The sequence below is a fragment of the Marinomonas gallaica genome, from assembly GCF_001639745.1.
Classification (GTDB): Bacteria; Pseudomonadota; Gammaproteobacteria; order Pseudomonadales; family Marinomonadaceae; genus Marinomonas; species Marinomonas gallaica.
Map to the genome: position 1 here is coordinate 23,185 of NZ_LTAX01000007.1, position 26,365 is coordinate 49,549.

Here is a 26,365-nt window from a genome sequence, read left to right on the forward strand (position 1 = left end):
AATTGCTTGTCTCCCCCTTTTTTTTGGTGTTAATTAATCAAACTGTAGTGCAGCGGGCAGTGCATTGGCGTTAGGTGAATTCTTATCCACGCTATAAATGCTCCAACGTTTTGCTTGCACCGTTTGTTCGCTGTAAAGCTCAGCGACAACGCGACGATTCTGTTCTCTTCCCATCGCTGTATCGTTCGAGGCAATAGGGCGGCTTTCACCATAACCAATACCTCGGACTCTGTTACGATCGATACCAAATTGGCGTATGACAACCAGTGCAATGGCGTTGGCTCGATTACGTGACAGTTCAATATTGTACTCTTCACCACCCACGTTATCGGTATGGCCTTCAATAATGACCGTCGAGCTAGGGTTGGCGTACATGAAGTCTGCTAATTTTTGGATTTCAGGATAGTAGATGGGCTTCACATCAAACTTGCCTGTCTCAAAAAGCACTTCAAGGTTAATAGACTCTAAGTGTGTGGCCGTTGCAGGGCACCCATCATTGTCTACTTTTGCACCAAGCGTAGTTTCAGGACAAAAATCACGGATATTGATCACGCCATCTTTATCGTTATCGGCGATATTTGGTGGAAGAGTCGAACCATCATACAGTGGCTCACTGGCAATGCTGAAAGGAGCTAAAATAATGCCAGAGATGACAAATGCGTTTTTGGCCATTTTTGTTAGAGTCATTGCGGTTTCCCATGGTCCACTAATAGTTGTGATTAACTATAGGTCTAGAACCATGAATGTCTCTAGACCTAAAATGTTATCGAGGGACGTTAACGCTAAAAAAATGTAACAATATGTAATTTAGTGTTACCAAGACCCTGTGTTTTGCATAGAAGCCCAAGGCTCTTGCTGCTCAAGAGAGCCATTTTTTTGTAATAATTCAATTGAAACGCCATTGGGATCTTTGACAAACGCCATATGTCCGTCACGAGGTGGACGTAAAATGGTGATTCCCATGTTCTGCAAGTTTTCACAAACCGCGTAAATATTGTCGACTTCAAATGCTAGGTGACCAAATTGATCGCCACCCGAATAAGTGCGGTCGTCCCAGTTGTGAGTTAGCTCTACTTCCGGAGCACCTTTCTCTGTTGCGTAGTAAATTAGAGAAAACTGACCTTGTTCGCTATCATGGCGGCGTGTTTGTATAAGACCTAGCCCTTTTGTGTAAAACTCATGACTTGCTTCAGGGGTCGCCGTACGGATCATTGCGTGTAGGTATTTGATACTCATCTAATTTTCTCTCCCAATAAATAAAATTTCTTTTATGTTAGTGGAAGCTAGCTGCATGGGCAAAGCATCAAAAGATCTTACGAGGACTTTCCTTAATCTTCCCAGACGTAGCGAATAGGTTCACCAAAGTCATCGTAAATGACTTTCTTTTGCGGTTTTCTTGGTTTGACTGATGGAATCGGCGCGGGCTTTTTGTCGGATTTACGTTGTTGAATGGCTGCGACAATATGATTTAGTGGGGTGCGTTCTTTTTTAGGCTCGATAAACCCCATGTTGCTCGTGTTATACTTGCCGTCTTGTAATCCAGAAGCGCCCATTTCGACTTGCTCTATCTCGCCTTGTTCGCGGATAAAGTTTTCGATCTGAGATTCGATTTCTTGTCGAGTTTGCGCCTTTGTCTTCGTTGATTTTGTCATAACGTCTGTTTCGAGCTTTGCCTCATTCGGCTTAAAGAAGAATTACAAACCAATCATACTAATAGTAAGAGGTTGCTAGTGTCTATTGCCAATTTAATCGTCCATGAAGTTCAGAAAGCAGAAGGTGAGTCGAAAGCACTGTTGGTGGCTCGTCCAACAGAAAACCCAATTGATGCGGACGCTGAGCAATTGGCGGCAAAGGTGACTAACCTATTTAATCGCTCTGGCATGAACACTGGGCAGTTCTCCAACCCTGAAGGCAGTGAAGAAGGCAGTAAACTACCTGCTCTTTTGCATAATCACTTTAATGGTCAAGGTTTTGATGATTTTGCTACGTTTACAAAGGCTTGCGCTGCAGAATATGTTCGCTTTTTAGAGCCAGTCAGTGAAGCTGAAGGTGGACTGCTTTGGTTTAATCATTATGAACTGGGCGGTGCTCATTTCTTATTTATTGTGTTATTGAAGCGTAAAGCCGGTATTACTCTTGGTGAAGATTTGAGCTTTGCTCAAGTAAACCAACTTGAAACAGATAAATTACACATGGCGATGCGAGTGAATTTGTCTGCGTATCATGACCGAGATGACACTCGTTACATCGCTTTTCGTTTCGGCAAAGCGCCTAAATGGGAAAGTGAATACTTTACTCAGTTCATTGGTTGTGATGAACCAAAAGTTGCTGCAAAAGAAACGCGTAAGTTAGTGGAGGCGGCGTCTGCGTTTTGCCAAAGCCAATCCATGTCTAGTAAAACAGCCAACGAGTTTAAACGTGCAGTGGCTGAACAATGTCTTGAAAAAGCGGCTGAGCGTGAGCCACTTGAGTTGAGTGATGTCGCAAAACAAATAGAGTCTCGCTTTTCGACAGATCAAGCCAATCAGTTTCTTGAAATGGCTGAGTCTGATGCCTTTCAGGTAGAGAAGGAGATTTTTGTTGAAAAGGCGGCGCTGAAAAAGCTGACGCGAGCGTCAGGGTCAAATCGTGCCCTAACGCTAAGTTTTGATACGGATTTATTGGGAGAAAGTATTGAGTTCAATGCAGATACCGGCGCGCTTACGATTAAAGAGCTGCCTCGTAGTTTATTGAAGCAGTTGATGTCACTTGAGTCCAAGTAAAACCATAAGCTCTGCCATCGAGTCGAAGGTGGCAGATGCGCCTGCTTCGATTTGCGCCTCTGCGGGAAGAACGTCACTGTAAGCCAGTACGGTCGCGCCAGCCGCTTTGCCAGCTCGAATGCCAGCTAGAGAGTCTTCAATAACGATGCAATGTTCAGGCGATACCTGCAAAGCATTGGCTGCGGCTAGATAGAGATCAGGAGCCGGTTTACCTTGGTCGACGTCATCAACGGCAAAGCGTGTTTTGAACTTGTGTGTTAGGCCGATTAGTTCAAGCTTAAGTTCCATCTCAGCCCGTTGCGCATTGGTCGCCATGGCAACAGGGCAAGTGATGGCGTCAAGTAATTCTCGAACACCTTCGATTGGGTGAAGGTCCGTTTTAATGGCGCAATTGAATTCTTCCCGATAATGGTTCAGGAAGTTATCTGGAAGAGGCTTGCCTAGCATGCTTTCTGCGAGAATGAGATTCTTATGGGTAGTAAAGCCTGCAAATTGCGTGTGCATAGTGTGGTCGTCTAACTCAAGTCCTAATTCGTTCAACATACGCTTAAGGATATTGGAAGACAGAATCTCAGTGTCGACAATTACGCCGTCACAATCAAATAGAATGGCTTGGTAAGGGAAACGCATAACAACTCCTAATAATTGAGTGGTTGAGCGAACAGAGTGTAGCGAGGGAAGTAGAAGAAAGGGAGGGGGTGTTATTTTTTTTCTCCCCAAATACTTGTTTTTTGTGAATTTCTTTCAGATTAATCCAGTTTGAAAGTTGTGTTAGTGGCTCGGAATGTGTGCGCTAGCGCTGTGCTTTTTTGATATAAGTGCGGTGGCAGAGACCATGTTAAAGCTGGATTTAAGTGCTTTGCGAACGGCACGAAAAAATGTTGATGCGGTTTTAATAATTACCCCGCTAGTGCTGGGTTTTGTAGGGTTAAAGCCCCAGCTGTTTAGCAGTGCTTCGTATTGCTCTTGAGAGTCCTGTGTTTTCTTCGCTGCGCCAGTGTAGTGAAGGTTGTAAAGCGCTGCAGTGTTTACGTCTTCTGATGTGTACATAATGTATCTCCGTGGGTGTTAATGTTTAAAATGTAGTTTTATTACTACATTTGTAGGTTAGTTGTTTGTTGTGTGTACTTCAAACGATGCTTTTTCACTAAATAGGTTAATTTTTTTCATCAATTGGGTGGTGTATGTCTCAATATCGACCGTTATCAGACAGCGGTAAAGAATGGGTTTTTCGTCGAGAAGAGCCGTTTGTGTCGGAACAAGATCGAGCTCAAATTTTGCTTTTGAATCCTGTTGCTGGTGCCAATATATGGCGAGACTATGTCTCTGATGCGTGCTTATTTCCTGATTTGTTTGCTGATGATGTGTGGGTGAAAGCCAATCGTGTAGGGGGTGCAGATTGGGAGGCTTTATGGGAGTCTGATGAGTCAGGGTTTCCAGTCGAAGCTCTAGAGCATTGTGATAATTGGGGAGACGGCACCAAGATTTATTTCTGCTGCCATGCTGACTTTGTGATTGAGACCACGTGGGGGGTCTTTTTGCGTACTTGGAAAGCGTTCTTGTTCTTGGACAGTGATGCGATTCTTGTGGGTCGTAAGAAGAAACAGGCATTACAGTTTTGCGAAAACGGTGATGTGGCATTGCTGGTGCGTTAATAGCGCTTAGTTTCTGAGGTTACTTGCCTTCATCCAAAATGGCGAAGGATAAGCAAGTGCTGAACAGTAAACCGCCGACTACTAAGGGTGGTGTTGGAAAAATGAGCATAAGTGTGCCTGTGCCAGTCCAAAGCGCTTTAACAAGCTTGTGTTTAGCTTGGTAGTGCTCGGATTGACGGCGATAGTGAGCGTGCTTGCTGAGTCTTTCTTCTTCGATGCAATCACGCTGATACCAAGTAGGCATGAGCGTGATTAATGCAAGATATAAGTGGAATTCAATGAGTGCCTTCATCATAGTTGGGCCCTGCGTTTCTTGACCGTAACGGGAATCGTTAGTTTGTATTTTAGGCGATTCTAGAGCTTTTGCTGATTATTCTTAGGTGATTTTATTGCAAGATGCTGGGACGACTTTAGTGGGGGGTGGTCTTAGGGTGAATGTTATATTGGGCTGTTGTGTCTTCTGCGGCTCCACATGCTGTGATCATTAAATACTCGATAATAGTTGGCTAGGGCAGTGCTTTGTGTTTCTGCATTGGCTTGAGCAAGTAGCATGGCAACGACTTCTGCAGTGGCAAACTGATTATCGTGTTTAGCGTGTCGTACTTTAAAGGAACGTTGAGCGTCATCACTGACAGCGAAGGTGGGTATGTCATCAAGCCATCGGCTTTGGTGAAGCATCTTGCTGGCCAGGCGCCAGGTGGCATCAAGAATAATGACGTTTATAGGTGTCTCAAGCGAAGCCGGGCGTTCTAGGTCTTTATTTAACGCGGTCCTTTTTTCGGTATCGGGGAATAGGATGATGCTTTTTCCTCTAAAGTGATCCAAATGGTCGAGTAGTTCTTGATCAGGGGTTGTTCGCGACCAGATGAATGCTTTTGTTTGTTCTGGAAATAAGTCTGCAATTAAGCGCCCGCTATTCGTTGGTTTGTGTATTTCTGTGTAATGAAATAGCAGTGTGAAGTTTATTGGGCTGGTATGAGGTGTTCTTTGATCGCAAAAGCACGCGAACGATGCCATTAAGCAGCACGGGCAACGTTCTGCGTTGGCGCCTCGAGCTATAAATGCTCTCTGACTGTTTTGTTTGGCGGCTTCTCTTAGCTGATCAACGCAATGCAGCGGATGTTTTCGAGGGCTTAGGTGGGTACGATTGCGTGTCATAGTGTTCATGTTTGGCAGGGTTATTCTAGAGCTGGCTAGTGTGACGTGTTTAATTATAATTTTCTATTAAAAATCAGTGGGCTTTACGCAAAATATGCAAATTTAATGGAATCACTGCAGAACTCTGAGATGCTTACTATCTACTGGCTCCATGTCACGCTAAGGTTAGCCAAGTGATGTTTTTATGAGTGGATTATGAGTCGTTACATTTCGCCCGTGTTGTACGTTTTACTGATGTTAATTGGGTGCGCAGCGTTCTTCTCAATTGCCGGTGTTCGAGTGGGCTTCATTGATCCCCATACCGCTTTTGGTTTGTTACGCAAAACGGTGTTTGCTGCTATAGCGCTTACCGTGCTCACGTTAGCGTCTTTGTTGGTCTGTCGACGCGAGTGCAGTGCAGGTGGTCGAAGGTTCTTTATATTAGTAGCGGTTGTCTCTTTTATATACAGTGTTATGTGGGTTGGTTTGTATACGCAAAAGTCAGCTTTGCCAGACTTATATGACATCACGACTGATTTTGAAAATCCCCCTATTTTTATCAATATTGCTTTTCTTCGTAAGGGCTCTGAGCATGATCTTGTCTACGATGAAGCCTGGGCATCACTGCAGCAAAAGCATTATCCTAATGTTAAACCTTTGATACTCGAAACACCGTTTAAGCAAGCCTACATTGAAGCGATTCAATTGGTAAAAGAGCGTGGTTGGGATGTGGTCTCTCAATACCCTAATGCTGGCGTGATTGAAGCTACGGCTCGAACCCCTATTTTTGGTATGCGTAACGACATAGTCATTCGTCTTACTCGTCAGGATGAGTTTGTAGTGGTGGACATGCGTTCTTGTTCGCGGTCTGGCGAGTCTGATCATGGTAACAATGCAGAACGAATCATAGGCTTCTTAGGTGAGCTTGGTAGTCGTTTGAAACCTGCGCCGATAGGGCTTGCTTCCAGAATCTGATGTTTTGATGTTCACCCGCTGCTTGCTTTTGGTTAGACTCACTGAGTCTGACACGTGGAGTAAGTTACTGTGAATCGTCGTACTCAACAAAAAGCCACTACTCGAGCCAAAATCAAAGACGCGGCAAAACAATCATTTTCTGATCATGGTATAGATGCTACGACCACACGTGAAATCAGCCGCTTGGCTGGTGTGGCAGTAGGGACGTTTTTTGTACATTTTCCTGATAAATTAGATTTAGTGAAAGAAATCTATTTTGATGAAATGGATGCAGCTTTAAACGCAGCGATAGGGACTTTTAAACCAACGTTATCTCCCACCGAATATCTTCTGCAAATTGCCCAAACCCTTTTTCCTTTCTATGCCAGTCACTTAGAGTTTACTAAAAATATCATGACCGACAGCGTGCTTAATGGCGGATTTCACACGCAACAGATGCTGTCTATTAGTGAAGGAATTAGTAAGCGATTTGAAGCGGTTGGTATTGATCAGAAAACAGCACGTATTTTTTCTGAGAATATGCTTGCTAATTATTGGTTGGTTTTTATTGAGTCAATACCCGGTAACGCGTTTCTTTCCAAGCGAGCAATGCAGCGCTTGGAAAGTCTAAATCTACCTTTTAAAGTGTCTTATGAAAACGCAGTCAAATAGCGCTAGGCCTAGCGTACCTCGTTTGCTTTTCTATAGGGGCCTTGGTAGTCAAAAAGTAATTGGGTGACTTGCCAATAGCGTTTGGTCTGTTCGGCGATAACAAAGTCTGGGTGAGGTAAGTGTTCGATAAAAGGGGCGACTTGCTCTGCCTTATCAAATTCTACTGGTGTAGTGCCACCGCCAAGGCGGCGGGCAAATTCTTGATTGAAGCTATCGCGCCCTTTTGTAAAGTCAAAATTATAGGTTTGTTTAAGCTCTTCGCCATCTTCATCATGATAACGAACGGTTAGTTTGTTGCCGTTTATGGAAGCGGAAATGGCTTGGCAGCGTATGACTTTATGGCCTTTTAAATTTAACGCTTTTTTTAGAATGTCGTCTGGGTCGATGAGTCGTTCATGACAGTGCTGGCAATGGCGTGCGGCTATGTCATTCTCTTCATTGCAGTATGGGCAGCGCTTGAACACAAAGCGATAATCGCATTGAAATTTACCGTCTAATGTCTCTACTAGCCCTTGGCATCGGCGACCATAGTGTTCAACAAGTGTGCCGTCCGCGGCTTTTATGCCCCAGAATATATTCTGATGCTCGCATTGCGGGCATTCCACTTGAACCAATTGAGACTTGCTGTTGGGTTTTTGCGAACCTATCTCGGGCTGGAAAACATCATAGCCGCTGTTGGTGTAATCTAAGATTAGGCAGTCCTGTTTATTGGGGTGTAAGCGTAGACCTCGACCAACCATCTGTTGGAATAAACTAACCGATTCTGTGGGGCGTAATAAAGCGATTACATCCACGTGTGGTGCATCAAACCCAGTAGTGAGCACCGAAACATTCACTAGATATTTGATTTTTTGCTGCTTAAAGTCATGAATGATTTGGTCCCGCTTAGTGATCGCTGTGTCGCCAGTAACGATTTGAGAGTGTTCAGCCGGTAAGTACCCCATTATTTCTTTGGCGTGTTCAACGGTGCTGGCGAAAATCATCACCCCCAGTCTGTTTTTTGCTAGCTCTTCTATCTGTTCACAGATGGCTTTGGTGACGCGAGGATGTTTGCTAACCAGTTCGTTGAGTTGTTGTTCAACGGGGGTCTGGTCTTCGTTGTATTCATTGCTGAGGAACTGACTAAAGTCGTAGTGAGCAACTGCGGCATCAAAGACTTTAGGCTCTGTTAAGTACCCCGATTTTACGAGGCGTCGCAGTGGTAATTCATAAATACATTTTTTGAAAAACGGGTTGTCTGTTTCTCGCGCAAAGCCCCAATAATGGTTTTGATAGATCCAGCCGCTGTGTAGGCGGTAAGGAGTGGCCGTTAGCCCTAAGATTTTTAAGGCTGGATTGAGTTTTTTGAAATGCTGAATAACCGCATGATACTGGCCTTGTTCGGATTTAGGAATGCGGTGGCATTCATCAATAATGAGTAATGATAGTGGCTCATTATGCTGCTCAAGGCCACGAGCAATGCTCTGAATGCTGGCGAAGGACACTTTGTTTTGGGTGTCTTTTCGGCCCAGTCCTGCAGAATAAATCCCTGCATCGACGCCAAGTGCTGTGAGCTTTTGATGGTTTTGTTCTACCAGTTCTTTTACGTGGGTCAAGCAGATAACTTTTTGGCGAGCTAAGCGGCACAGCTCGGCTATGACGAGACTTTTCCCAGCGCCCGTCGGTAGGACAATCACAGCCGAATCGTCGGTGCTGCGAAAATGATTCAAAGTGGCGTCTACGGCCTCTTTCTGATAGTCACGTAGTTGATACATTTGCAAAGAAATCGTCTAATAATGAGTGTTCTCGCGGGCACGCTACAGTATCATTCGCCGCTTTACAATCTTCATAGATAATAGGTTTCCTTTATGAGTGTTATCCAGCCGTTCACTTCCCACACGCCGTTTGATCAAGTGGTTGCGGATATTTGTGAAAAGGGGTGGAGCGTAACAGATGGGTTCTTTTCAGAGGAATTGATTGAAGCGCTTCTAGCGGATATTTCGGAGCTTGATAACGCCTATATGAAGCAGGCCGGGGTGGGGCGCTCGAGCGATCATCAGGTTGTTTTGAATCGGCGCAGTGATTATATTCGTTGGATTGATCCAGTGACGTCCGCTCGTGCGGCTTTTTTGGATGCCATGTCAGAGTTGCGTTTAGCGTTTAATCGTCGATTGTTCATGGGGCTTTGGGATTACGAGGCGCATTTTGCACGTTATGAAGAAGGTGCTTTTTACGAAAAGCATGTGGATGCGTTCAAGGGTAAAAGTAATCGTGTGCTGTCAACGGTGCTGTATCTCAATGAAGCATGGGGCGATCAAGATGGCGGTGATTTTGTTTTGTTTGATGAGCAGGATGAAAACAAAGAAGTGGGTCGCTATGCCCCAATCAAAGGGCGTTTAGCCGTGTTTCTGAGTGAAGATTTTCCTCATGAAGTGCTTACGGCTAAGCGAACACGTCACAGCATTGCTGGCTGGTTTCGCGTTAACAATAGCATTCAAAACAATGTTGACCCGGGTCAATAAAATTCGCAATCAACTCCTCTTTTCTCTATAATGCGCGCCTTCAATTAAAGGCTCTGGTTTTACGTTCCAGAACGCATTAGGAGAGATAGACGTGTCAAAAGTTGTGGTATGTGCTTTATATAAATTTGTTCAGTTAGATAACTACGAAGCGTTGCGTGAACCGCTTCGTCAAGTGTTAGAAGACAATGGTGTGCGTGGTACTTTGCTGCTAGCAAGTGAAGGTATTAATGGTACGGTTGCCGGTACTCGTGAAGGCATCGATGCCATGCTGGCGTGGTTGGCTCAACAACCGGGTTTGGATAATATCGTCTACAAAGAATCCTTTGATGAAGACATGCCGTTCTACCGCACCAAAGTTAAGCTGAAGAAAGAAATCGTTACGATGGGTGTTGAAGGTGTCGACCCTCGTAAAGTTGTCGGTACGTACGTTAAGCCAAAAGATTGGAATGCTCTAATTTCTGATCCAGATGTTGTGTTGATTGATACCCGTAATGACTACGAATTCCAAATTGGTACTTTTGAAAATGCGGTAAATCCTAAGACCGATACCTTCCGTGAATTTCCTGATTACGTCAAAGAGAACCTTGATCCTCAGAAGAACAAAAAGGTTGCGATGTTCTGTACTGGCGGTATCCGCTGTGAGAAATCGACGGCTTACTTGAAAGAGCAAGGGTTTGATGAGGTTTATCACTTAGAAGGCGGTATTCTGAAGTACTTGGAAGAAGTGCCAGAAGAAGACACTATGTGGCAGGGCGAATGTTTTGTGTTTGATAATCGTGTTTCTGTGAATCATAAGCTTGAAAAGGGTGAATACGGACAATGTCATGCGTGTCGTATGCCGATCACAGAAGAAGAGAAGCAAGATGAGCGCTTTGAGCAAGGTGTCAGCTGCTCTCATTGCTTTGACAAATACACGGATGAGCAGCGCCGCCGATTCATTGAGCGTGAGCGTCAAGTGCAGTTAGCGAAAGAGCGTGGCGAAGCTCACATTGGTGCTGAAGTGCTAGATGCGGTTGAAAAGCACCGCCGTGAGAAAGAGTTAGAGCGTGAACGTCAGCGTTTGGCGGGTCAGGCGTCCAACTAGTCTTTTTTGACTGATTAGTCCATTTTTTTAAAGGTCAACATGTGTTGGCCTTTTTTGTGTGCTTGAAGTTACAAAAAGTAACGATTACTATCTGGCGTTAGCAAAGAGTGTGAGTGAGTCGTGCTCTGATCTTTTATGTACGAATCTAGAAGGATTTTTAAGTGCATTATTCTAAATCTTTGATTGCCTTGTCGGGTGTTACGCTATTTTTGACTGGCTGTGCTGGGCAAGTGGCAGACAATACGCCTGTTGTTGATACCAGTGTTTTGAACGTTAATATGCATATAGGTGGTGTTTTGCTGCCTGAGGTGACGACAAAGCAAACGCGCTATACCGTTGCAGATAAAAGTGTTGTTAAGTCAGAAGTTGAGTACGATTCCTGGATCGTCAACAAAATGTTGGGTGGTGGTAATCAGGCGTTGATTACTCGTTTAGATAAAAACCTAATTTGGGACGTTAATTTTGACCTTGAAAATTATCAAGAGTGCCCATTAACCGGTTGTACGTCTTTGAGTCCATTTGAAAAGTTGGAACAATTAGGTGAAGACGACTCTGAGGAGGCCGAGGTCGATTATGATCCTAATGGCACAGACTCTTGTGAGGTGACCGTAAAGAAATATGACTTCACTGTTACACCAAAAGCTCGTCAACGTGATGTGAACGGTTTCATGGCAGACCAATATGTTGCTCGCTGGGATTTAGTTAGCGAAGATGAATACGGTAAACAAGACAGTCATGTTGTTACGATGGACTATTGGATGGCGAATACGGCTTCTAACCAAGCATTACAAGCCGCTCATGCATTTGATAAAAAGTATTACGATACCGCCATTGCGCCAACACCGCTGGCTCAGCTAGCGAACGAAAATATCGCAGAGATCATGACTATTTTCAGTGCCGGTAAAGAAAAAGAGCTGAAAAAACTGACGTCTGTTGGGGGAGAGCCCATTTCCGTTAAAATGGAATGGTACGCAGATATAAACACCTGTCAGGAGCCTGCAAAAGCGGAACAAGAACAAGGTGCTGGCTTTGATGCCAATGACCCACTTGGCTCTTTGCAAGGGATGGCGACCGGTTTCTTGTCTAAGCAAGCAGAGAAAGGTGTTAAGTCTTGGATGGGGCTTAAAGAAGGCGAGCCAGTGTTGACATACTTGCGCGAAGTGAAATCCGCTCAAATGTCTGGCGAGCACACTAGCCGATTTGAGGTTCCAGATGGCTTTAAATTGATCGATCGTAAATAAGCGCTACAACCCGTTATACAGCCCTGTCTAACGGGTGTTTCCTTGAAACAAAAGAGATTTCCCTTCTGCTCATTCCTTTTTAGGCTGAAAAAGCTTAAAATTCAGTACATTATCAAGTCGTTATTCAAGCTTTTAAAGTATAAGATTGCGGCTCAAAGTTGTGATTAAGCAACCCCATTTATCACCAGATTAGATTGCATGAGCTATCAAGTACTCGCACGAAAATGGCGTCCGCAAACCTTCCTTGAAATGGCAGGCCAAGACCACGTATTACAAGCATTAGTGAATGCGTTGCGGCAGCAGCGTCTACACCACGCCTATTTGTTTACGGGGACTCGCGGGGTAGGTAAAACCACCATCGCACGAATTTTCGCAAAATGTCTAAACTGTGAGGTGAATGGTATTTCTCCTGAGCCGTGTGGCGAATGCGACAGCTGTCGTGAAATCACGGAAGGACGTTTCGTTGACCTAATTGAAGTGGATGCGGCGTCGCGTACCAAAGTCGAAGACACCCGAGAGCTATTGGAGAACGTCCAATACGCACCCACACGAGGGCGTTTCAAGGTGTACCTAATAGACGAGGTGCACATGTTGTCGAGTCATTCATTTAACGCGCTGCTAAAAACCCTAGAAGAACCGCCTGAGCATGTTAAGTTTTTACTAGCGACGACGGATCCACAAAAACTACCTGTGACGATTCTTTCTCGCTGTTTGCAGTTTAATCTTAAGAATATGTCGGCACAGCGAGTGGTTGATTATTTACAAACCGTTCTTGGCTCCGAGCAAGTCAGCTATGACCAACCGGCCTTGTGGCAAATTGGTCAAGCAGCTAATGGCAGTATGCGAGACGCGTTGAGTTTGACGGATCAAGCGATCGCCTTTGGTGATGGTAAAATTACCGAAACCGGTGTGACATCTATGCTGGGATTGGTCAACCAGACTCAGATTTTATCTTTATTAGAATCCGTTGCGGCAAAAGACGCGGCTCAAACATTGATAAAAATCGAAGCGTTGGCAGATTATCAGCCGGACTTCATTTCAATCTGTGGTGCCTTGTTGGATGCATTGCACCGCGTGGCAGTTGAGCAACAAGTACCTGGTGTGCTGCAAGATCAGATGGGGGATTTAGCTCGTATTCAGCAATTGGCACACAATGTCTCGCCTGAAGAAATACAGGTGATGTACCAAAGTTTGTTAATTGGCCGACGCGATCTTCCTTTGTCTCACTCGATTAAATCCGGCTTTGAAATGTTGATGTTTCGCCTAATCGCATTTCGACCAGCCACTCAGATGACTGTACGTTACGAAGCGCCTTCTGAGCCCGTTGCCCCTTATCGAGAACCTGAACCGACAGTCGAGCAAAAAAAAACAGCTGAGTCGAATATAGCCGCTACGGTTTTGCCTGCGAGTGATGCAGAAGTAACACCTGCTAAAACTGAGTATGACCAAGGGGATGCGGTTACAGCGACACCGGTTGAGACGCTAGCAGAAACGCCAGTTCCAGTAGCACCTGCTGAACCGTCGTTGACGAATGAGCAAACTCCGCCATGGGATGAGTCATTACCTGACGACGAAGACAATGAGTACCAAGCGTCGGTAGCGGATTATGCTGTGCCTGAATCATTGCCACCTGAGCCGGTTGTTACAGAAGCGGTACCGGCTACGACGTCTCAGCCAAAAGTGTCGGTCGATCCTAGTGCTCGTCTCTCTAAAATGCTGAATGACTCCAATGCAGCAGAAGAAGAAACGGACGATGAGGCCGATGAGCGAGCCATTGCAGAAACCTCAGACCCATACGCGATGTCAGCAAATCTGGTGGAGACTGTATCAGATAAACCGGCTTTAATTGAAAAGCAGCCCGATACAGTTGCTCAGCCAGCATTGGCAATTCCGTTGCCAGACATTGCGCATTTTAAAGATATGACCATGAATCTATGGTGGTTGGTGGCGCCACGCTTGAAATTAACTGGATTGGTCCAAAATATAATTATGAACTCTTGTTTGATGGATGCTTCAGAGCAAGGGGTGAAATTACAAGTTCCACTTGAATACGGGCATATGTTAAATCAAGCTCGTTATGAGCAAATACAAAACCAGTTATCGGAATTTTTCGCTGCGCCAGTGCCACTTATTATCGATACGCTGGCTGAGGTGGAAGGTGTGACGGCCGAAGAGTTTGCGGCAAGCAAGCGTGCCGAAGCACTGCAAGCTGCGATCAATCATTTAAATGCGCACCCAGTGGTTCAAGCGTTAGCGGAAACGTTGGGTGGCCAAGTTCTTTATGACACAGTTAAAGTGAAAGCTTAATTACTATATTTGGAGAGAGTTATGTTTAAAGGTGGTATGGGCAACATGATGCGCCAAGCGCAAAAAATGCAAGAAAACATGCAAAAAGCCCAAGAAGAAGTGGGCAATATGGAAGTTGAAGGCCAAGCGGGTGCAGGCCTTGTGAAAATCACAATGACAGGTCGTCATGATGTGAAACGTGTTTCAATCGATGACTCTCTGTTTGAAGACGACAAAGAAATGCTAGAAGATCTAGTAGCGGCGGCCATTAATGATGCCGTGCGTAACATTGAATCGGCTTCTAAAGAGAAAATGGCGGCTGCGACAGAAGGCATGCCGATTCCTCCTGGTTTCAAAATGCCTTTCTAAGATAGGAGTGGACACTTGTTCAGCCCATTAATTAAAGAGCTGATTGAGTCCCTGCGCTGTTTACCGGGTGTTGGGCCTAAGTCCGCGCAAAAAATGGCGCTCTATTTATTAGAACGCGATTCCCAAGGGGCTGATCGACTCGCTCAGTCTCTTCGTCAAGCATTGGATAAAGTGGGGCGCTGTCATCAGTGCCGCACTTTGACCGAGGATACGCTCTGTCCTATATGCGCTGACGATCAGCGTAACAGCAGTCGTTTATGTATTGTTGAAACGCCTGCTGATGTGATTGCCATTGAAAGTACTAAGCAGTTTGATGGATTGTATTTTGTTCTGCTTGGGCATCTTTCCCCGATTGATGGCATTGGACCAGAAGAGCTTGGCTTAGATCGCTTAGAGACACTGGCTAAAAAAGTCGGTGTTGAAGAAGTTATCATTGCTACAAACAGTACCGTAGAAGGTGAAGCGACTAGCCATTACATTGCGCAAATGCTGAAACCTCACGGAGTAGACGTCAGTCGTATAGCTCAGGGTGTACCGATGGGCGGCGAATTAGAATATGTTGACGGTAATACGCTAGCGTTAGCATTAGAAGGCCGGAAAAGACTATAACATGGATACACAAAACCAAAATCTCGATATTGTTTGGGTGGATAACGATGCAGCACTGGCGAAGTGGTGTGATTACTGGTCCACATTGTCTTTTGTTGCAGTGGATACTGAGTTTGTGCGTCGCACGACTTTTTACCCAGTGACAGGCTTGATTCAAATTTCTGAAGGCAAGCAAGCGGTCTTAATTGATCCACAAACCATCTCAGATTGGTCACCATTGCGCGCGCTATTGGTTAATGAAGACGTTATGAAAGTCTTTCATGCCTGCTCTGAAGACTTAGATGTCTTTGATCACCTTTTAGGCGTGTTGCCGACACCTTTTTATGACACTCAAATCGGTGAAGCGTTTGCCAGTGCACAATGGTCGTTAAGCTATGTTAAGTTAGTGAAAGCCTACCTTGATATCGATGTTGCCAAAGATGAGACGCGATCTGATTGGACTCTTCGCCCTTTAACGGACGCGCAAAAACGTTATGCAGCCTTAGATGTTATATATCTTGCTGAAGTATACCCAATGCAGGTAGAGCGTTTAATCGCGAAAAACATGCTCGATTGGGTGCTAGAAGATTGCGAAAGTCTTAAATGGCAATATTTGCAAAATAATGATGCTGAGCAGAATTGGGATGGTGTGAAAGCGGCTTGGCGTTTAAGTCCGAAAGGCCTGACGTTGTTGCGTTTACTGTACTTGTGGCGTGATGAGCGAGCTCGCGCAAACGATACGCCCCGTGGCCAAGTGCTGAAAGACCGTACATTATGGGCGCTGGCTAAGTTTATGCCGGATAACGCGCGTGATATAGGCAAGACAGAAGAAATTACGCCTAAGCAAGTGCGCTTATATTCCGATACAGTGCTTGAAAAAATTGCATTGGTGAATGAGTTGAGTGCCGATGAATACCAAAAACCATTGCCTGCTCCACTGCCTTCCGAAGCCGGTGATTTATCAAAGGCGATGCGAGCGTATTCAAAGCAACTTGCTCAGCAACTGGAGCTGGCACCGGAAGTGGTGTTAAAACGTAAATTGTTGGATCCCTTGATGCGACATGTTTATGAAGGCTCACCGATGGATTGGTCGAATCCAGCGTTTAATGGCTGGCGCAAAGATAAGGTGGTTGCACCTTTGTTAGAAAAATTCGCAAACTAATACTATTACTTACTGAGTAACTATCATGAGTCACATGATTATTGAAATTTTCCGCTCATCAAAAGTGGACGAAATGTACCTTTATGTTGAGAAAAACAAAGGGTTAAAGAACATTCCAGAAGCATTAATGTCTCGCTTTGGCGCGGGCATTAGTGCAATGACAATGCTGATTAAACCAGATCAAAAATTGGCTCGAGCGAACGCTACAGACGTTATGGAATCGATTAAAGAGAAAGGTTTTTATTTGCAAATGCCACCCGCTCGGGAAGAGTATTTATTGGATATGTATAAAGCGCCGACGGAAGCTCGTTACTGATGATTGCAAAGCGTTACGAACCTTTTTGGAAGACCACGCCGATGGCGCAAATGTCCCCCAGTGAATGGGAGTCTATTTGTGATGGCTGTGGCAAGTGCTGTTTACAGAAAATGGTAGATGATGAGACAGAAGAGGTGTATTACACCAACCTGTCGTGTCACCAATTAGATATTAATGCTTGCCGTTGTAAAGTCTATGATCAGCGTCTTGAAAAGGTCGAAGGCTGCTTGTCTCTTAGGCCGGAAGATGTCGCAGCGTTTGATTGGCTGCCCGACACTTGTAGCTATCGAGTACTGCATCAAACGGGCGATTTACCGAACTGGCATCCACTTGTGGTGGGCAGTGATCGAGAAATGAAAACTCAAGGCCTAAATGTTAGCCATTACGCCGTTAACGAAAACACCGTTGACGAAGAGCGTTGGGAAGAACATATAATCAAATGGGTACACGGAATGCCCGAGCCCTATGATCCTACTTATTAGGGCAATCCTTCGAATTAGCATATAAAGCAGTTGCTCAGGAGTAAGAAGATGGTTATACGAAAGCACGTCAACAGTTGTTTGGTGATGATACTTCTTACAATAGCCCCCTGGGCTGCTGCTGACACACAATTTCGTCTCATTGTAGACGCCTCTGGCAGTATGTTGATCAGTGATCCTGACAAATTAACCGCCGAGTCTTTAAAACTCATTTCCGATTTAGCACCTGAAGAACAAGCTACTCTGGGTGTCTGGCTATTTGGAGAGCGTGCCCGAGTGTTGCTACCAGAAGCACGTGTCAATCAAGAAACGAAACAGGCATTAAGCCAAGCTGTTAGTAATTACACGCCAGGTGATTTGAAGACGGATTTAGAATCGATAATTAGAATGTTGCTGCAAACACCTGATGCTGGGGATTTAGAGCCAGGCTTTGATCGCCATTGGATCTTGGTCACCGATGGTATGGTGGATGTAAGCTTGGATGAAGCGGTGAATGAAGCTTCTCGTTCTCGGATTATGAACGATTTGGCCAGTCAGTTGGCTGAACGTAATATCCATTTGCATACAGTTTCCATGACGGGATATACCGATAAAGAGCTGCTGTCATCAGTCTCGACGTTAACGGATGCAACACATACAGAAGTTGCTACGCCAAATGACTTGTTAGATACCTTTGATCGAGTCTTTTCACAAGCGGCACCGTCAGAAGAAGTACCTTTTGAAGGTAATACATTCTTTATTGATGACGCTATTGAAGAGGCCACCTTACTCATATTTCATGAGCAAGGCGTCTCACCAAAAGTATTTTTGCCAAGCGGCCAACGGTTGAAAATGGAGGCGCAGAATGTCTCTTATGTCGATGCGGATCATTATTTGTTGGTTACCATTACTAAGCCAAGTGTGGGGACATGGAAAGTAGAGGATGTCGATTTAGAGCGCAGTAACATTCGTGTGATCACCAAACTCAGCGCTCAAGCCACCAAAGTCGCTCCGGTTTTGTTTGTGAATGAACCTATTTATTCGACCGTCGGACTGTTCCAAGATAACACTCTGATTGAAGATCCCGAGGTACTGTCATTAGTTGAGACCAAGCAAAAACTGAATCTGCTGAGTGGTGAGAGTACGAAACAACTCCTTAATCGTCCATTACCCATCACTAATAATCAATTCAAGAATAAAATTGAGCAAATTACGGGTGAAGGCAACTATGAGTTGATTTCAGAAGTAGACGGAAAAACTTTTGTTCGCAAACTTAGCCAATTTTTTGCAGTGACAGCACCGATTTCATTGGAAGCAGAGCGCCAGAGTGAAAACTTAGTGGCTTTTTCTGCTAAGCCAACGAACTTGCGCTTAAATTTGCTTCGCAGTAATGCACGTTTAATTATCACAAGTGGTGATGGTAGCGAAGAGTCCCTTGAAATGCCCTTAATTGGTGAGGGGTACTGGCAAAAAATTTACCCAGTTGCGCCAAACAGTGCGTTGAGTGCTCACATACGTTTAATCGGCATTACTCAAACTGGTGTTCGTTTCGAGTATTCTACGCCTTCATGGTACCTAAATCGTAATGGCGCTGATGTCGTTAAACTGAGTCAATCACGGGATGAAGGTGGGGCTGAAATGGCGGCGGTTGCGGCGATAAATCGTGACTTAATGCCGGTTGTTGTGACGCCACAAATTGCGCTGGTATCCCAGGAAGAAATGGAGGAAATCGATCCAGCCAGTCAGCAAGATGAGGCTGTCGATGCTGCTATTAATGAGTCGATAGATGACACTAAAGCGAAAGAAGAGCCCGCGGGACTTTCCAGTAGTGAATGGATACTATACGGCGCGCTAAATGGTGCCGGTGTGATTTTACTCGTGGGCGGCTATTTAATCTTTCGTCGCATCCGTAAAAAACGTAAACAGCTAAAAGTAGATTAATTTAATGTGTGAGTTGCTTGGAATGAGCGCAAATGTGCCAACGGACATTTGCTTTAGTTTCTCGGGCCTACGTGCCCGAGGCGGTCGAACCGGTCCCCATAAAGATGGTTGGGGTATGGCGATGTATCGAGACAGCCACGTTTGGTCAATACACGATCCGCGGCCAAGTGCAGATTCAGACATGGCCGATGTGATGAGTAAAACCTCGTTGAAGTGTCACATTGTTATCAGCCATATTCGCCAAGCGAATGTAGGCAATGTGTGTTTGCCTAATACGCATCCATTTAGCCGATTGTTGTGGGATACAACTTGGAGTTATGCCCATAATGGCCAGTTGGATACGCCTCAAAGTTTGTCGCTATTAACCCATTTCCCTCTAGGGACAACGGATTCTGAACGAGCGTTTTGTTGGATCATAGAGCAGCTGATGGCACGTTTTGGCGATACCATGCCCGATGTACAAGCGCTTTCAGAAACACTTACCGAGCTATGCGACCGACTGCGAGAGAAAGGTGTTTTTAATATGATGCTATCTAATGGGCAATATTTGTTTTCTTATTGCACCACTAAGCTTCATTGGATCACTCGTCGAGCACCGTTTAAGCCAGCCACTCTGTCAGATGAAGACATGACCGTTGATTTTAAAGAAGTGACAACTGATAAAGATGTGGTGACAGTGATCGCGACGCAGCCATTAACGGAAAATGAAACATGGCATCAAATGCGGGCGGGTGAGATGTGCGTGTTTGATGCGGGGGAGCTAGTTGTTCATATTAAGCCTGAGGTAGAAATGCTTGATGCGTAATTAGGGTTTAAAAAAAACTATCGGATCTATATTTTTAATTGATTTCATGGATATCAATATTCTTTTTATAGTTAGCCCTACTAAAAGGGCGCCAATCGCTCTTAAAAACGCCATTCAAGGCGATCTAACGTTAAGAGGAATATTTGATGAAACATTACACGTTATACTGTGCGTCTGATAATGGGTTTTGCAGCGCTGCTGAGAACACCTTAGCGCAGAACAACATTGCATTTGAAACAATTAGCGTGAACATTGCCAACGCATCTTCTGACTTGGTGGGTTTATTTGCCAACGACGCCACTCGAACGCCGCAAGTGTTTTATGGTACAGAGTACGTCGGTAATCTAGATGATATACAGAGTTTGTTTCGTACTGTTTAATTGCTTAAAGCAAACAACAGTTTATGTGAAAAAAAACAGGCCACAATTTGAGGGCCTGTTTTCATATTACAGCGGTAAGCTTAGCTAGTGATTACTGAACAAGTTCGTTGTCGCTGAATTCACCTTCAAACAATGCTGTAGACAGATAGCGCTCACCGGAATCCGGCAACACCACTACGATTTTCTTGTCTGCAAACTCTGCTTCTTGGCTCAATCGCTCTGCTGCAACCACGGCTGCACCACATGAGATACCACACAAAATGCCTTCTTCGCGCATTAGACGTTTTGCCATGGCAATTGCGTCTTCGTTTGATACTTGCTCAACGCGATCAACAACAGACAGATCAAGGTTTTTAGGTACGAAGCCTGCGCCAATGCCCTGAATTTTGTGAGGTGCAGGGGTTGGTGTTTCTCCATTGATGGTTTGCGTGATCACCGGAGAGGCGGTTGGTTCAACGGCGACACTGGTGATCGCTTTGCCTTGCGTGTTTTTGATATAACGACTTACGCCTGTGATGGTACCGCCAGTACCCACACCTGCGACAAAGACATCAACTTCACCATTGGTATCGTTCCAAATTTCAGGCCCAGTTGTTTGTTCGTGTATTTCTGGGTTAGCGGGATTGTCAAATTGTTGTAGCAGAACAAAGTTAGGGTCTTGAGCAATTTCTTGCGCTTTTTCGATCGCGCCTTTCATGCCTTTCGCCGGCTCAGTTAACACAATCGTGGCACCTAATGCCTTCATAACTTGGCGGCGTTCAAGACTCATGCTGGATGGCATAGTGATGGTAATGTCGTAACCTCGCGCCGCAGCAACGAAACATAAAGCAATACCGGTGTTACCACTTGACGGCTCAACAATGGCTTTGCCTTCTGTTAGAACACCACGTTTTTCCGCGTCCCAAACCATGTTAGCGCCAATGCGACATTTAACAGAAAAAGCTGGGTTGCGCGCTTCGATTTTGGCCCAGATATTTCCATTTCCAATGCGGTTAAGACGTACCAGTGGTGTGTTGCCGATGGTTAAGGAGTTATCGTTAAATACTTGTTCAGACATTGGCCATCCTTATCTATTGTTTAGGGAGTGTATTCATTGAGTTCAATTGTAGTCGTCCACTATAACCGTATCCACTGAAACGATGTAAGAATTTTGAACTATAAGGTTAGATGTGTGCATCCTTATTGAGTGGTCGATACAGTCAACGCCAATTGCCGCATTTAATGATAGAATCTGATCCATATTAAACAGTTACCATTCGTCAGTCGTCTGTATTGGCGCCGTATTTGTAAGGTCCGTAGTACTACATGCGAGATAACCAAGAAACCAATTTGCCAGGGCATCAGTCTGCTGAGCTTATGGCACGAGATCGTCACGCGATTACTCGAAAGCTAGAGATGCTTGAAAAACGTCGAAGGGAAGGTCTGCCTACTTCAAAGTTAGAAACCGAAGTGGCGCGATTAATTGAATCCTCGAAAACACTCTATCAGGCGCGTCAAGCACGCATGCCTAACATCACGTTTGATGAATCGTTGCCAGTTTCAGGGCGACGCGATGAAATCGTTAAAGCCATCCAAGAAAACCAAGTGGTGATCATTGCGGGGGAAACGGGGTCGGGTAAAACCACTCAGTTACCTAAAATGTGTTTGCAAGCGGGTCGCGGCATTGCTGGTCAAATCGGTCACACGCAACCACGTCGTATCGCTGCGCGCAGCGTTGCCGATCGTATCAGTGACGAATTGAATGTGAAACTGGGCGAGGCGGTAGGCTTCCAAGTCCGTTTTACAGATGAAAGTCAACAAGAAACGCTCATCAAATTGATGACGGACGGTATCTTGCTGGCTGAAATACAGCAGGATAAGTATCTGCAGAAATACGACACGATTATTATCGATGAGGCCCACGAACGCAGCCTTAATATCGACTTCTTGTTAGGCTATCTAAAGCGGGTATTGGATAACCGCCCTGATATGAAGGTGATCGTCACCTCAGCCACCATTGATGTTGAGCGATTCTCTCGTCACTTCAATAATGCCCCCATTATTGAAGTCTCTGGACGTACTTATCCCGTTGAAATTCGTTACCAGCCACTACTGAGCAAAGGTGATTCGGAAGAGCTCGACGAAGATCAGTCGATGGAGCAGGGCGTATTAGATGCGGTGACGCTTTTGATCGCAGAAGAACGTGCTTCTGGTTACCGTGGAGCAGGCGATATACTGGTTTTCTTACCCGGTGAGCGTGAAATTCGCGAGACGGCTGAGTTATTGCGACAAGAACAACTGCAAGGGGTGGAAGTTTTACCCTTGTATGCCCGATTAAGCAGCAGTGAGCAGCAACGCATTTTTAAATCGCACGGCGGTCGACGCATTGTGTTATCGACTAACGTGGCGGAGACTTCGCTAACGGTTCCTGGCATTCGTTATGTGATCGATCCAGGTTTGGCGCGTATCAGTCGTTATAGTGTGCGTTCCAAAGTGCAGCAGTTACCGATCGAAAAGATCAGTCAGGCCAGTGCCAATCAGCGTGCGGGGCGATGTGGTCGTGTAGCGGATGGCATCTGTATACGTTTATATGACGAAGAAGATTACCAAAATCGCTCAGAGTTTACGGATCCTGAAATTTTTCGTACCAACTTAGCGTCCGTTATTTTGCAAATGGCCAATTTGCGTTTGGGTGCGGTAGAAAAGTTTCCATTTGTTGAAATGCCTGAAAAACGCATGATCAATGATGGTTACCGAGCGTTAACCGAATTAGGAGCTCTGAAAAATGAACGTCTGACCACCATAGGTCGTCAACTTGCTAAGCTTCCGATTGACCCTAAATTAGGGCGTATGCTGATTGCTGCGAACGAGCATCACGTTTTAAAAGAAGTGGCAATCATTGTTAGCGCGTTATCAGTGCAGGATCCTCGTGAACGTCCGCAAGACAAAAAGACGCAGTCTGATCAATGTCATGCCGTCGATAAAGATGAAAACTCGGATTTCATGGTATTGCTTAACCTTTGGCAGCGCTTTGAAGAGCAACGCTTAGAGTTGTCCCAAAATCAGCTGCGTCAGTATTGTCGCAAACAGTTTTTAAACTTTATGCGCCTACGCGAATGGCGTGATATTCATCGTCAGATCTTGATTGCTTGTAAGCAACTGGGCTTCAAAGAAGTGGATCATGAAGAACGGCAGTACGATGCTATTCATAAAGCGCTTCTAGCGGGCTTGTTTACACAGGTGGCGAATAAAATTGATGACTCTCGAGAAATGCTCGGTTGTCGATCACGTAAGTTAGCCATTTTCCCTGGTTCTATGCTGTTTAAACGTCCGCCACAATGGATGATGGCCGCAGAATTGGTGGAAACGTCTAAATTGTATGCGCGTATTGTGGCGAAGATTGACCCACAGTGGGTGGAAGAATACGCCGCACCGTTTGTTAAACGTCAGTATTTCGATCCGCATTTTGAGCGTAATCAAGGTCGAGTTGTCGCCAACGAACAAGTGTCGCTTTATGGTCTGATCTTGATTGCGAAACGCCGTATTGACTACGGGCACGTGAATCCAGCAGATGCCCGCGATGTCTTCATTCGCCAGGCGCTGGTAGAACACGGCTTAAAATCAAAAGCTAAATTTTTTCAATACAATCAAGACCTCATTAAAACGGTAGAGACTCAAGAAGCAAAATTGCGGACCCGCGATATTCTTGTTGATGATGAAGCGGTGTATCATTTCTATAATACACGACTGCCAGAAGACGTACGAAATCAGAAAAATGTGGAGTATTTTGCTAAGCAGAACCCCGATCTCTTATTGATGACGCGTGATGACTTAGTGAATCAGGACATTAACGTTGATGAATTTGCGTTTCCTGATAACTATTCATTGAACGGTGTCGCGCTGCCGATTGATTATGAGTTTGCTCCCGGCCAACAAAAAGATGGTGCCACATTAAAAGTGCCTGTCGGACTGTTGCGCCAGTTGACGTTAGATGAGCTGGGTTGGGCAGTGCCGGGTTATGTGAAGGAACGCTGTGAATCACTCATTCGAGCCTTACCAAAGGCTTTACGTCGTCGATTTGTGCCAATTCCTCAGTTTGTGGATCGTATTTATCCTAACTTATCTAAGGATAAAGGCGATTTGTTGGAGCAATTATCACTCCAAATTAAGCGTGAAACCTTGGTGGAAATACCACTTACGGAGTGGAACGCAGAGCGGTTAGAAGGGCATTTGACGCTGAGCATTGATGTGATTGATGAACGTGGCAAAGTGCTCGGCAGCGGCAAGGATTTATCGGAGTTGCAATCTCGTTTTGCCGAAATGGTTGAGAAAAGCTTTGCGAAATTTGGCACCAAAAAACATGAGCAAGCAGAGTTAACCCAGTGGCCTGATCAAGATGTGCCTGAGCGTCAGGAGCTGAAACAAGCGGGAATTAAAGTTACCGCTTTTCCTGCACTCGTAGCCAACGAGCATTCGGTCTCACTAAAAATGTACGATGACCCGAGCACTGCAGCAGAAGCTCATCGGAAAGGGGTGATCGCATTATTAAAAATAGCACTCCACAAGGACATGAAGTACCTTGAAAGAAATGTACCTAAATTGCGTGAATCCATGTTGTTATTTGCGCCGATTGGCAAGAAAGAAGTGCTACTCCATGATTTACTGGATGCCATCGTTGAAAAAGTGTTTTTGGAAGAGCAATCGTTACCAAGAACAAAAGATGAGTTTGAGCAGCGACTGACGTCACGTAAGAGTCAATTGATCTCTGTCGCTAATGAGATGGGCGTGCAACTGCATTCGGTTCTGTCAGCTTATCAGAAAGTTGCTAAACAAATGAAAGGCTCTATGCCCCTACCTTGGACGATAGTTTATGGTGATATTAAAAAACAGCTAGAAAACTTAGTCTATCCTGGGTTTATTGGGGCTACACCGCTGTATTGGCTTGGCCAGTTGCCGCGTTATTTCAAAGGGGTGGAAGTACGTTTAGAGCGTTTTCAGAATCATTTGAATAAAGAAAATGCCGCGGTAGGCGAGCTGGAAACGTTGTGGGCACAATATGTACGCCAGAAAAAAGCGCATGATGAAAAGGGGATCTATGATCCCAACCTGACGCGCTATCGCTGGTTGTTGGAAGAATATCGTATATCATTGTTTGCGCAAACGGTTGGCACCCTAGAACCAATTTCTGAAAAGCGTTTAGCAAAACAATGGCAAGAAGTGAAGAAGCTTGTTTAAGGCAAGGGAGTGAATACGAGATGAAAAAAATAGTGGCCAGCTTAGGTCTTTTGTTAGCGTCTTTGTTTGCTGTCGCAGAGACGACCCCTGAAGATCCTTGGGAAGGGTTTAATCGCTCAATGTTTGGTTTCAATGAAACGGTAGACGAATATGGATTGAAACCCCTCGCTCAGGGCTATGATGCGATAACGCCGAATTTCATGCAAAAAGGGGTGGGTAACTTTTTTTCAAATTTAGGGGAAGTGCCTAATGCCTTTAATAATTTACTGCAGGCGAAATGGGATGAAACCGCCTCGTCAACGTTTCGTTTTATTATCAATAGCACCATCGGTATTTTTGGTCTTTTTGATGTTGCAGGGGCAATGGGTTTGCAACACTACGAAGAAGACTTTGGCCAAACATTGGGGTACTGGGGAGTCGATTCAGGCCCATATTTAGTATTGCCATTCTTTGGGCCTTCTACTGTACGTGATGCCAGTGGCATGGTTGTAGACTATTCTTTGTATGATGGTATGGATTTGTACGACTTCACGGATGATCACAAGTGGATTGCTCGCGGCGTTAATGTCATTCAGATTCGTGCTAAATACTTGTCGGCTGAGCGTATGGTGTTTGGTGATCGTTACTCTTTTTTACGAGATGTCTACATTCAAAACCGTCAGGGTGAGATAAAAGGTACTTCTAGCCTAAGACAAAGTGATGGTTTGCAAACGCAAGAGGGTATTTCTTCCGACTCTTGGGGTGTTGAAGGTAGTGATTCTTGGGGCGGTGAAACAGACTCCTGGGGTGAAGCTGAAACAGATTCTTGGGGTGAAGAGCTTTAATAAATGAGATCTTTCT

At 45.0% G+C, this 26,365-nt stretch carries 27 protein-coding genes; 18 read left to right on the forward strand and 9 right to left on the reverse strand.

Annotated elements, in window-relative coordinates; all coding sequences use genetic code 11:
* Window positions 1-33: 33 nt before the first annotated feature.
* The 3 genes from AYW76_RS08465 to AYW76_RS08475 all read right to left on the reverse strand — a co-directional run bounded on the left by AYW76_RS08465 (window position 34) and on the right by AYW76_RS08475 (window position 1,652).
* Window positions 34-687 carry an OmpA family protein gene (locus tag AYW76_RS08465; RefSeq protein WP_231872575.1) on the reverse strand — a complete coding sequence of 218 codons (654 nt, stop codon included), beginning with the start codon at window positions 685-687 and terminating at the stop codon, window positions 34-36.
* A gap of 126 nt (window positions 688-813) precedes the next feature.
* Entirely contained in the window at window positions 814-1,236 is a 423-nt protein-coding gene (locus tag AYW76_RS08470; RefSeq protein ID WP_067218498.1) for a VOC family protein, read from the reverse strand.
* 92 nt (window positions 1,237-1,328) lie between these two features.
* Window positions 1,329-1,652, reverse strand: a complete 324-nt coding sequence (locus tag AYW76_RS08475; RefSeq protein WP_067038340.1) for a hypothetical protein — start codon at window positions 1,650-1,652, stop codon at window positions 1,329-1,331.
* Window positions 1,653-1,730: 78 nt separating this feature from the next.
* Between AYW76_RS08475 and AYW76_RS08480 the strand changes: the two genes are divergently transcribed.
* On the forward strand, window positions 1,731-2,762 hold the full coding sequence (locus AYW76_RS08480) for a nucleoid-associated protein (RefSeq protein WP_067218501.1): 1,032 nt from the start codon (window positions 1,731-1,733) through the stop codon (window positions 2,760-2,762).
* Here the strand turns inward: AYW76_RS08480 and AYW76_RS08485 are convergent.
* Window positions 2,745-3,392, reverse strand: a complete 648-nt coding sequence (locus AYW76_RS08485; RefSeq protein WP_067038342.1) for an HAD family hydrolase — start codon at window positions 3,390-3,392, stop codon at window positions 2,745-2,747. The genes AYW76_RS08480 and AYW76_RS08485 overlap by 18 nt on opposite strands.
* A 141-nt stretch (window positions 3,393-3,533) precedes the next feature.
* On the reverse strand, window positions 3,534-3,812 hold the full coding sequence (locus AYW76_RS08490; protein ID WP_067038343.1) for a hypothetical protein: 279 nt from the start codon (window positions 3,810-3,812) through the stop codon (window positions 3,534-3,536).
* A 134-nt stretch (window positions 3,813-3,946) separates the two neighbouring features.
* Between AYW76_RS08490 and AYW76_RS08495 the strand changes: the two genes are divergently transcribed.
* Window positions 3,947-4,417 (forward strand): DUF2947 family protein, encoded by a 471-nt coding sequence (locus AYW76_RS08495; protein WP_067218504.1) that lies wholly within the window; start codon window positions 3,947-3,949, stop codon window positions 4,415-4,417.
* Window positions 4,418-4,436: 19 nt separating this feature from the next.
* On the opposite strand, the gene AYW76_RS08500 is transcribed toward AYW76_RS08495, so the two are convergent.
* Complete coding sequence (locus AYW76_RS08500) at window positions 4,437-4,712, reverse strand: hypothetical protein (RefSeq protein ID WP_082866163.1); 276 nt, start codon at window positions 4,710-4,712, stop codon at window positions 4,437-4,439.
* 143 nt (window positions 4,713-4,855) lie between these two features.
* Window positions 4,856-5,575: a tRNA-uridine aminocarboxypropyltransferase gene (locus AYW76_RS08505; protein WP_067218508.1), complete on the reverse strand. Its 720-nt coding sequence runs from the start codon at window positions 5,573-5,575 to the stop codon at window positions 4,856-4,858.
* Between the two features lie 195 nt (window positions 5,576-5,770).
* On the opposite strand from AYW76_RS08505, the gene AYW76_RS08510 reads away from it, so the two are divergent.
* Window positions 5,771-6,529: a DUF1499 domain-containing protein gene (locus AYW76_RS08510; protein WP_067218511.1), complete on the forward strand. Its 759-nt coding sequence runs from the start codon at window positions 5,771-5,773 to the stop codon at window positions 6,527-6,529.
* Between the two features lie 69 nt (window positions 6,530-6,598).
* A complete protein-coding gene (locus tag AYW76_RS08515) occupies window positions 6,599-7,180 on the forward strand; it encodes a TetR/AcrR family transcriptional regulator (RefSeq protein ID WP_067218515.1) in 582 nt (193 codons plus the stop codon).
* A gap of 8 nt (window positions 7,181-7,188) precedes the next feature.
* On the opposite strand, the gene AYW76_RS08520 is transcribed toward AYW76_RS08515, so the two are convergent.
* A complete protein-coding gene (locus AYW76_RS08520) occupies window positions 7,189-8,934 on the reverse strand; it encodes a DEAD/DEAH box helicase (protein WP_067218518.1) in 1,746 nt (581 codons plus the stop codon).
* A gap of 93 nt (window positions 8,935-9,027) precedes the next feature.
* Here AYW76_RS08520 and AYW76_RS08525 point away from each other — a divergent pair, with 93 nt between their 5' ends.
* The 12 genes from AYW76_RS08525 to AYW76_RS08580 all read left to right on the forward strand — a co-directional run bounded on the left by AYW76_RS08525 (window position 9,028) and on the right by AYW76_RS08580 (window position 20,311).
* On the forward strand, window positions 9,028-9,681 hold the full coding sequence (locus AYW76_RS08525) for a 2OG-Fe(II) oxygenase (protein WP_067218522.1): 654 nt from the start codon (window positions 9,028-9,030) through the stop codon (window positions 9,679-9,681).
* Between the two features lie 91 nt (window positions 9,682-9,772).
* Window positions 9,773-10,765, forward strand: a complete 993-nt coding sequence (trhO, locus tag AYW76_RS08530) for an oxygen-dependent tRNA uridine(34) hydroxylase TrhO (protein WP_067218526.1) — start codon at window positions 9,773-9,775, stop codon at window positions 10,763-10,765.
* A 161-nt stretch (window positions 10,766-10,926) separates the two neighbouring features.
* Entirely contained in the window at window positions 10,927-12,006 is a 1,080-nt protein-coding gene (locus AYW76_RS08535) for a hypothetical protein (protein WP_067218530.1), read from the forward strand.
* 198 nt (window positions 12,007-12,204) lie between these two features.
* Window positions 12,205-14,313, forward strand: coding sequence for a DNA polymerase III subunit gamma/tau (gene dnaX / locus AYW76_RS08540; RefSeq protein WP_067218533.1), 2,109 nt, complete (start codon window positions 12,205-12,207; stop codon window positions 14,311-14,313).
* A 21-nt stretch (window positions 14,314-14,334) separates the two neighbouring features.
* Window positions 14,335-14,661 (forward strand): YbaB/EbfC family nucleoid-associated protein, encoded by a 327-nt coding sequence (locus AYW76_RS08545; protein ID WP_067038353.1) that lies wholly within the window; start codon window positions 14,335-14,337, stop codon window positions 14,659-14,661.
* Window positions 14,662-14,676: 15 nt separating this feature from the next.
* Window positions 14,677-15,270, forward strand: coding sequence for a recombination mediator RecR (recR, locus tag AYW76_RS08550; RefSeq protein WP_067218537.1), 594 nt, complete (start codon window positions 14,677-14,679; stop codon window positions 15,268-15,270).
* 1 nt (window position 15,271) lies between these two features.
* On the forward strand, window positions 15,272-16,411 hold the full coding sequence (gene rnd, locus AYW76_RS08555) for a ribonuclease D (RefSeq protein WP_067218540.1): 1,140 nt from the start codon (window positions 15,272-15,274) through the stop codon (window positions 16,409-16,411).
* Between the two features lie 25 nt (window positions 16,412-16,436).
* A complete protein-coding gene (locus tag AYW76_RS08560; RefSeq protein ID WP_067038356.1) occupies window positions 16,437-16,727 on the forward strand; it encodes a YcgL domain-containing protein in 291 nt (96 codons plus the stop codon).
* Complete coding sequence (locus AYW76_RS08565; RefSeq protein WP_067218543.1) at window positions 16,727-17,209, forward strand: YcgN family cysteine cluster protein; 483 nt, start codon at window positions 16,727-16,729, stop codon at window positions 17,207-17,209. Before AYW76_RS08560 ends, AYW76_RS08565 begins: the two co-directional genes overlap by 1 nt.
* A gap of 48 nt (window positions 17,210-17,257) precedes the next feature.
* Window positions 17,258-19,126: a vWA domain-containing protein gene (locus AYW76_RS08570; protein ID WP_067218547.1), complete on the forward strand. Its 1,869-nt coding sequence runs from the start codon at window positions 17,258-17,260 to the stop codon at window positions 19,124-19,126.
* Between the two features lie 4 nt (window positions 19,127-19,130).
* Window positions 19,131-19,931, forward strand: a complete 801-nt coding sequence (locus AYW76_RS08575) for a class II glutamine amidotransferase (RefSeq protein ID WP_067038359.1) — start codon at window positions 19,131-19,133, stop codon at window positions 19,929-19,931.
* A 146-nt stretch (window positions 19,932-20,077) separates the two neighbouring features.
* Window positions 20,078-20,311, forward strand: coding sequence for a glutaredoxin (locus tag AYW76_RS08580; protein ID WP_067038360.1), 234 nt, complete (start codon window positions 20,078-20,080; stop codon window positions 20,309-20,311).
* Window positions 20,312-20,402: 91 nt separating this feature from the next.
* On the opposite strand, the gene cysK is transcribed toward AYW76_RS08580, so the two are convergent.
* Entirely contained in the window at window positions 20,403-21,368 is a 966-nt protein-coding gene (gene cysK, locus AYW76_RS08585) for a cysteine synthase A (RefSeq protein WP_067099169.1), read from the reverse strand.
* Between the two features lie 248 nt (window positions 21,369-21,616).
* On the opposite strand from cysK, the gene hrpA reads away from it, so the two are divergent.
* Together hrpA and AYW76_RS08595 are read left to right on the forward strand one after the other, a co-directional pair.
* A complete protein-coding gene (gene hrpA / locus AYW76_RS08590) occupies window positions 21,617-25,525 on the forward strand; it encodes an ATP-dependent RNA helicase HrpA (RefSeq protein WP_197467791.1) in 3,909 nt (1,302 codons plus the stop codon).
* A 20-nt stretch (window positions 25,526-25,545) separates the two neighbouring features.
* Complete coding sequence (locus AYW76_RS08595) at window positions 25,546-26,349, forward strand: MlaA family lipoprotein (protein WP_067218550.1); 804 nt, start codon at window positions 25,546-25,548, stop codon at window positions 26,347-26,349.
* Window positions 26,350-26,365: the final 16 nt, after the last annotated feature.

Excerpts from the sequence above, each read along its gene's own strand:
- AYW76_RS08465 (WP_231872575.1), bottom strand. The coding sequence starts at position 687 with ATGACTCTAACAAAAATGGCCAAAAACGCATTTGTCATCTCTGGCATT.
- AYW76_RS08470 (WP_067218498.1), bottom strand. The coding sequence starts at position 1,236 with ATGAGTATCAAATACCTACACGCAATGATCCGTACGGCGACCCCTGAA.
- AYW76_RS08475 (WP_067038340.1), bottom strand. The coding sequence starts at position 1,652 with ATGACAAAATCAACGAAGACAAAGGCGCAAACTCGACAAGAAATCGAA.
- AYW76_RS08485 (WP_067038342.1), bottom strand. The coding sequence starts at position 3,392 with ATGCGTTTCCCTTACCAAGCCATTCTATTTGATTGTGACGGCGTAATT.
- AYW76_RS08490 (WP_067038343.1), bottom strand. The coding sequence starts at position 3,812 with ATGTACACATCAGAAGACGTAAACACTGCAGCGCTTTACAACCTTCAC.
- AYW76_RS08495 (WP_067218504.1), top strand. The coding sequence starts at position 3,947 with ATGTCTCAATATCGACCGTTATCAGACAGCGGTAAAGAATGGGTTTTT.
- AYW76_RS08500 (WP_082866163.1), bottom strand. The coding sequence starts at position 4,712 with ATGATGAAGGCACTCATTGAATTCCACTTATATCTTGCATTAATCACG.
- AYW76_RS08505 (WP_067218508.1), bottom strand. The coding sequence starts at position 5,575 with ATGACACGCAATCGTACCCACCTAAGCCCTCGAAAACATCCGCTGCAT.
- AYW76_RS08510 (WP_067218511.1), top strand. The coding sequence starts at position 5,771 with ATGAGTCGTTACATTTCGCCCGTGTTGTACGTTTTACTGATGTTAATT.
- AYW76_RS08520 (WP_067218518.1), bottom strand. The coding sequence starts at position 8,934 with ATGTATCAACTACGTGACTATCAGAAAGAGGCCGTAGACGCCACTTTG.
- AYW76_RS08525 (WP_067218522.1), top strand. The coding sequence starts at position 9,028 with ATGAGTGTTATCCAGCCGTTCACTTCCCACACGCCGTTTGATCAAGTG.
- dnaX (WP_067218533.1), top strand. The coding sequence starts at position 12,205 with ATGAGCTATCAAGTACTCGCACGAAAATGGCGTCCGCAAACCTTCCTT.
- AYW76_RS08545 (WP_067038353.1), top strand. The coding sequence starts at position 14,335 with ATGTTTAAAGGTGGTATGGGCAACATGATGCGCCAAGCGCAAAAAATG.
- rnd (WP_067218540.1), top strand. The coding sequence starts at position 15,272 with ATGGATACACAAAACCAAAATCTCGATATTGTTTGGGTGGATAACGAT.
- AYW76_RS08560 (WP_067038356.1), top strand. The coding sequence starts at position 16,437 with ATGAGTCACATGATTATTGAAATTTTCCGCTCATCAAAAGTGGACGAA.
- AYW76_RS08565 (WP_067218543.1), top strand. The coding sequence starts at position 16,727 with ATGATTGCAAAGCGTTACGAACCTTTTTGGAAGACCACGCCGATGGCG.
- AYW76_RS08570 (WP_067218547.1), top strand. The coding sequence starts at position 17,258 with ATGGTTATACGAAAGCACGTCAACAGTTGTTTGGTGATGATACTTCTT.
- AYW76_RS08575 (WP_067038359.1), top strand. The coding sequence starts at position 19,131 with ATGTGTGAGTTGCTTGGAATGAGCGCAAATGTGCCAACGGACATTTGC.
- AYW76_RS08580 (WP_067038360.1), top strand. The coding sequence starts at position 20,078 with ATGAAACATTACACGTTATACTGTGCGTCTGATAATGGGTTTTGCAGC.
- cysK (WP_067099169.1), bottom strand. The coding sequence starts at position 21,368 with ATGTCTGAACAAGTATTTAACGATAACTCCTTAACCATCGGCAACACA.
- hrpA (WP_197467791.1), top strand. The coding sequence starts at position 21,617 with ATGCGAGATAACCAAGAAACCAATTTGCCAGGGCATCAGTCTGCTGAG.
- AYW76_RS08595 (WP_067218550.1), top strand. The coding sequence starts at position 25,546 with ATGAAAAAAATAGTGGCCAGCTTAGGTCTTTTGTTAGCGTCTTTGTTT.